Origin of the sequence: Pedobacter sp. HMWF019, assembly GCF_003061025.1 — a bacterium.
Taxonomy (GTDB): Bacteria; Bacteroidota; Bacteroidia; order Sphingobacteriales; family Sphingobacteriaceae; genus Pedobacter.
This window is the reverse complement of the sequence record NZ_QAIL01000030.1, coordinates 1-4,020: the sequence shown is the minus strand read 5'-3', so window position 1 is coordinate 4,020 and position 4,020 is coordinate 1. Positions and strand designations below refer to the sequence as shown.

Below are 4,020 nucleotides of genomic sequence, written 5' to 3'. Positions count from 1 at the left end.
GACCTATATTTATATGGCATTTATTGACTATTACAAGATACTGAACATTGATAAGAAAGCGTCGGCTGATGAAATCAAAAAGGCTTATAGAAAGCTGGCAAGAAAATATCATCCTGACTTAAACCCTAATGACAAAGAGGCAAACAAACAGTTCCAGCTGATCAATGAAGCTAATGAAGTGCTTAGTGATTCCGAAAAGCGCAAGAAATATGATGAACATGGGGAGCATTGGAAGCATGCAGATGAGTTTGAAAAAGCAAAACAGTCTCAGCGTTCACAACAGCAACATACTGGCCAAAACCCTTTTGAGGGGGGAGGATATTCTAATGCAGATTTTGGCGGTGGTGATTTCTCTGATTTTTTTGAGTCGATGTTTGGTGGAGCAGGACGTTCACAACGAAGCAGCACTAAATATAAAGGGCAGGACTACCAGGCTGAACTACAACTGCCTTTAAGGGAAGCTTACACAACTCATAAAAGAACTTTAACTGTAAATGGCAAGAATCTTCGAATCACTATACCCGCGGGGATTGCCCACGGACAAGTCATAAAACTAAAAGGCCAGGGTGCAGCCGGCGTAAATGGAGGCCCTCATGGAGATTTATACATTACATTTAACATCACAGACGATCCCGTATTCAAGCGCTTAAACGATGACTTATATGAAACCGTAGAGATTGACCTTTACACTGCGGTTCTGGGTGGAGAAGCCACAATAGAAACGCTAAGCGGCAAGGTAAAACTAAAAATTGCGCCTGGTACACAAAACAATAACAAAGTAAGACTAAAAGGAAAAGGCTTTCCTGTGTATAAAAAAGAGGGCGAATTTGGCAACCTTTTTGTAACCTATACCGTTAAAATCCCGGTCAATCTTACAGAGAAACAGCAAGAGTTGTTCAAAGAACTGGCTAAATCTTAAATAATATGGAATCTATGCAACCAGAATTTATTAAAATCACAGAATATTGCATCAACTATAATATAGAACCGGAATTCATCATTTCGCTTGAAGAGTCGGGAATTATACTACTTACCCTTATTGACAACGATAAATTTATCCATGAAGATCAGTTTGGCGAGGTAGAGCGGTATATTCACCTGCATTACGACTTGCACATCAACATCGAAGGAATTGATGCCATCAGACATCTTTTAAACCGGGTCAATTATATGCAGCACGAAATTGACAGGCTAAAAACCCACCTCCACCTTCACGAAAATGCTTAATTTTCGTATACCTCTGGATTTACAATATTCGGAAGTCTCTGTCCTTTTAACCCGGCAATAATGTTTTTTGCTGCCAGGACTGCCATTGCATCCCGGGTTTGCACAGTGGCAGACCCAATATGAGGTAATACCGAAACATTTGGCATATCCAGCAAAGGGTTGTCTGCGTGCATAGGCTCCGGATTTGTCACATCCAGCCCGGCACCCCATATCAAACCTTCTTCAAGTGCTCTTTTAAGATCTTCCTCGTTGTGTATTGCTCCTCTCGCCGTGTTGATAAATATGGCTTCAGGCTTCATCCGGCTAAAGATATGATAATCAAACACACCTTTAGTTTTAGGCGTAAGAGCGGTATGAACAGTTAATACATCGCTGTTTTTAACAAGTTCATCAAAGGATACTTTTACTGCTCCCAACTCCTTCTCCGCCTCTTGGTTATGGTGCCTGTTATGATAGATGATGTCCATATGATATGCGCCCTTACAGCGTCTGGCCATTTCAGTTCCAATTTTACCAAGGCCGTACACCCCAAGAGTTTTCCCATAAAGCTCTATCCCAAGATTTGCAGTAGGCTCAAAAAAGCCCCACTTACCCTTCTGAATCTGTTTATGCATATAAAAAGCCTTGCGAGAGGTAGCCAGCATCAGCAAAAAAGCTGTATCCGCTGTCGCAGCACTCAAGACCCCAGGGGTATTTCCAACCGGTATTTTTAGTTTTGTAGCCTCTTCTACATCTACATTATCATAACCCACAGAATGTAAAGCGATCACCTTAAGGTGCCTGCAGGTATTTAAAAATGTAGCATCTATCCGGCTGCTTACACTGAGCAGGGCATCCTGATCCATGCAATGATCAATCAGTTCCTGCTTACTCAATGCTCTTTTTTCTGTCCAGACGGTCACTTCCAAACCTGCCTCTCTCAACAGTTTCATTCCCGCTTCTGGAATTATTCTCGGAATAAATACTTTCATTATTCTTTTTTATAGGTGATGAAATCATCATTGACTTCGCATGATTTTCCCTAATCTAATCAACTTTTTTTTTCTGGCTCTCTCTCAACTGATCTTTTTCCTCTGCAAGGTTCTTCGCTTTATCAATAGAATGCGATCTATGGATATCCTGATCCCTTTCTGCCTTATCAGAAAGCTCCTGATAATATTTATGCAATACATCCAGTTCAAGTTCTGTCAGATCTTCAATATCCACCATCCGGTTACTTGCGTATCTACTGGCAGCAATCAATTCATTCAGCTTCAACTGGATAGCTTTTGAATCTTTATTTTGAGATTTCTGGATCAGAAAAACCATCAGAAAGGTAACGATCGTAGTTCCCGTATTAATGATCAGTTGCCAGGTATCCGAATAATGGAAGATCGGTCCTGTAATACCCCATATGAGTATAACAGTAAATGCAATCCCAAATGCGGTTGAACTACCTGTCCAACAGGTTATTTTAGTTGAAAATCGTTCAAACAAACTTTCTTTAGCTTTCTTCATGTCGCAGAATAATTTAAAACCTACAACATTTTCAGTTATTAAAAGTTTCGATCTTCTAAAAAGAAAAAGGATGTTCAGAAGAAGCGATTTCTCAGCAAGATCTTACTGAACATCCTCTTTAATCTACTTTTTATATTCCTGGAGTAAGGTATCCATATCCACCATCAGCTTCTTCACATCTTCGTCAACAGTGCCGTCATAAGCTCCGCGAATGCGTTTCTCTTTATCTACCAGCACCAGGTAGCCTTGATGAATAAAACCACCGGGCGATTCCTTATCTTCCTTTACAGACACCAGATAGTTTCTTTCCGCCAATGCATAAACTTCATCCCTGCTTCCCCATAGAAATTCCCACTGTGTACCTTTGATGCCCAACTTATTGGCATAGGCTTTCATTCTTGAAGGAACATCATATTTTGCATCTATAGTATGTGAAGCGAGCTTCACCTCCGGATTATTTTCATATTTCTTGTACACCTTCAATAAATTCCGGTGCATGGTAGGACAAATGGTTGGACAAGAGGTAAAAAAGAAATCTGCCACATAAATCTTCCCATCGAAATCTTTATTGGTTACCTCAACACTGTCCTGATTAAGGAATTTAAAGGCCGGTATTGTCTTAAAAATTGTATCCTGAACTGTTTTGCCATCCATCACCTTTTCATTGATCTCCGACTGTAAAAAAGGCAAACGCTGAGGTTTATCCTTGCAGCTTAGAAGAAAAAGAAATGCGAGCGCGATAAATAAAGTGCTAAACCTCATGATTTTTTCAGTTTATCCAGGTAAGCACCTGAAGTTTTTATTTCCTGTTTATACAAGCTATCAATACGAGTAATCTTCACCTTTTCTTCTTTGAAGTACTTTATAGCTTCATCATTTGACTTTCCGGTCACATCCGGTTCAAACTGATGCATCCAGTCGTTCATCCGGTCTTCTGCAGAACCAAGGCTGGACTTTAACTGCTCCATTTCTTTTCTTGCTGCTGCAGTATCGAGTGAGGGCTTGCTCGCTTTTAATTGTTTTAAATCTTTAAGCAGGGAGTCCAGTTTCATCTGGTTATTAACCACCACTCCATGGTCCTCCATAACCACGTCATGAAACTTCATGACCTCATCACGCTCTGCTTTGTAATCTTGTTTCGGAGCACATGCCACAGCCAGTATTGCACCAGCCAGCACACCTAATATTTTCTTCATAATATCTTAATTTTGTAGTGAATAATGTTCTTTCAGCATCAGCAATTCACTGTGCCGAAAACGGTAAAAAAACGAAAATTTTAAGCCGCAACTGGCGGTG

The 4,020-nt window shown here is 40.3% G+C and carries 6 protein-coding genes; 2 read left to right on the top strand and 4 right to left on the bottom strand.

Going from position 1 to position 4,020, the window contains the following annotated elements; translation table 11 throughout:
* Positions 1-919 (top strand): DnaJ C-terminal domain-containing protein (locus DBR11_RS01800; protein ID WP_369974413.1); only part of this gene is annotated, 919 nt, incomplete at its 5' end.
* Between the two features lie 14 nt (positions 920-933).
* Positions 934-1,227: a chaperone modulator CbpM gene (locus tag DBR11_RS01795; RefSeq protein WP_108549899.1), complete on the top strand. Its 294-nt coding sequence runs from the start codon at positions 934-936 to the stop codon at positions 1,225-1,227.
* On the opposite strand, the gene DBR11_RS01790 is transcribed toward DBR11_RS01795, so the two are convergent.
* From DBR11_RS01790 to DBR11_RS01775, 4 genes are all read right to left on the bottom strand, one after another.
* Positions 1,224-2,198, bottom strand: a complete 975-nt coding sequence (locus DBR11_RS01790; RefSeq protein ID WP_108549897.1) for a D-glycerate dehydrogenase — start codon at positions 2,196-2,198, stop codon at positions 1,224-1,226. The two genes, DBR11_RS01795 and DBR11_RS01790, sit on opposite strands and share 4 nt — an antisense overlap.
* 55 nt (positions 2,199-2,253) lie before the next feature.
* The gene (locus DBR11_RS01785) at positions 2,254-2,724 is read right to left on the bottom strand and encodes a low affinity iron permease family protein (RefSeq protein ID WP_108549896.1); all 471 of its coding nucleotides are present in this window, start codon (positions 2,722-2,724) and stop codon (positions 2,254-2,256) included.
* Between the two features lie 123 nt (positions 2,725-2,847).
* Complete coding sequence (locus DBR11_RS01780) at positions 2,848-3,486, bottom strand: SCO family protein (RefSeq protein WP_108549895.1); 639 nt, start codon at positions 3,484-3,486, stop codon at positions 2,848-2,850.
* Positions 3,483-3,920, bottom strand: a complete 438-nt coding sequence (locus DBR11_RS01775) for a hypothetical protein (RefSeq protein ID WP_108549894.1) — start codon at positions 3,918-3,920, stop codon at positions 3,483-3,485. The genes DBR11_RS01780 and DBR11_RS01775 overlap by 4 nt, the downstream gene beginning before the upstream one ends.
* Positions 3,921-4,020 lie beyond the last annotated feature (100 nt).